The sequence below is a fragment of the Streptomyces sp. NPDC006476 genome (assembly GCF_040612015.1).
In the GTDB taxonomy this organism is placed as follows: Bacteria; Actinomycetota; Actinomycetes; order Streptomycetales; family Streptomycetaceae; genus Streptomyces; species Streptomyces griseorubiginosus_B.
Genome location: NZ_JBEXPK010000298.1, coordinates 1 through 1,530, shown reverse-complemented (window position 1 = coordinate 1,530; position 1,530 = coordinate 1). Strand labels below are relative to the sequence as shown.

Genomic DNA, 1,530 nt, shown 5'->3' with positions numbered 1-1,530 from the left:
TGCCGGTGTTTGCCGACGGGGTGGCGGGGTGCGGCGCTGCTGGTACGGCCTCGTGGGCGGCCTGGGCCGGGACGGGTGGCTTTCGGCGGTTTCGCGGGAGTGCCCAGGATCTTGCGGATGCGGGGATAGCCGCGGCGGACCCGGCCGGGAGTGAGCTGGTCCGGTGTGAGGGTCCTCTCCCAGGGCCGGCGCAGATCGCCGGTGAGGGTGCGGGCGAGTCGGAGCTGGGTGTAGGCGGCGAGGATCAGCCAGACCCAGAGGTCGGCCTGGGCCGGGTGACGCAGGCGGGGGCGGGTCATGCCCAGGGCCTGCTTGAAGAACCGGAAGGTGTGTTCGATGTCGAATCTTCTGAGGAAGATCCGCCACAGGCGGTCGACGTCGTGCGCATCGGCGTCGGGGACCGAGTGCCATAGCCATAGCGGCTTGGGATCGCGGTTGCCGGGCAGGAACTCGACCGCGAGGTGCACCAACGTTCCCTCCACGTTGGGCAGGTCACCTGGGTGGTCTGCCCAACCGCCCTGGCGGCGTTCCAGTTTGGGGTGCAGGTGTCCCCAGCAGCGGGCGGTCACGGCACCGAACCGGTCGTGGCGGGTGGTGGACTCCTGCACGGGTGCGGGGTGGGTGGCCGGGTCGGCCAGCCGGAAGGGCTCGCCGTGACGCGGCCCGCGGCCTTTGGTGGGTCCCTTGCGGCGCCCTGGCGGGTGGTGCATGACGCGGTCGGCGCGGATCCGCCCGAGCAGGCGGACCGGTGCGTCACGCAAAAGCCAGGTCAGGCGCACGATGTCGTAGCCGGCGTCCAGGACGAACAGCACCTCGGGGTCGCCTTCGCACCACTGCCCGGCTTCGCGCAGGCGCGCGAGCAGGTCCCGGATCTGGGCGGCGGTGACCTCGGTCGCATCGTCGTCCGGGCCGAGGCGGACCACATCCAGCGGCCCGGTCCACGACGTGCGGCCACCGCCCAGCGTGGCGGCGACCTGGTAGGGCCAACCCGGAATCGTCTGCCGCACCCCGTCGCAGCGGCACGGCCGGTGACAGTGCAGCCGGTCCGGCGAGCACTCCGCGTCCGGGCGCGGCCACGGTGTCACATCCAGCGCGATCGAGATCTGCCGGTCCCTCCCGCGCGGCAGCTCCAGCCCGGCCAGCACCAACCGCAGCCGCGACACATTCAAGCGGCCCTGCGCGAGCGCGTCGTACATCGCCCCGTGCCCACGCCGGTGCACCACCTGAAGCGACAACTCCGGCAGCGACACCACCGGGCCGCCCGCACACAACACCGCATCCGTGAGCTCGAACAACGCATCAGCACGGCGCGGCATCGCCGCATACAACTCCATCCGAAAGGAGGACAGTTCGGCAAGCGCCTGCCGATGAGCGACTTCAAGGACGACACTCGACACCGGCGACCTCCTGGCCCGTTGTGCGACTCGACATCACACAGCGTGAAAGGGAGGTCGTCGTCATGTCCGGAAGATTCCCGTGTGGGTGAACGACTCGAACCTCAAACGATCACCGAAGGTTTAATTTCAAGCT

Annotated in this window: 1 protein-coding gene; it reads right to left on the bottom strand. The window is 70.0% G+C overall.

Going from position 1 to position 1,530, the window contains the following annotated elements; translation table 11 throughout:
* On the bottom strand, nucleotides 1-1,397 hold a 1,397-nt coding region (locus ABZZ74_RS54150), incomplete at its 3' end, for an NF041680 family putative transposase (RefSeq protein ID WP_356951447.1).
* Nucleotides 1,398-1,530 lie beyond the last annotated feature (133 nt).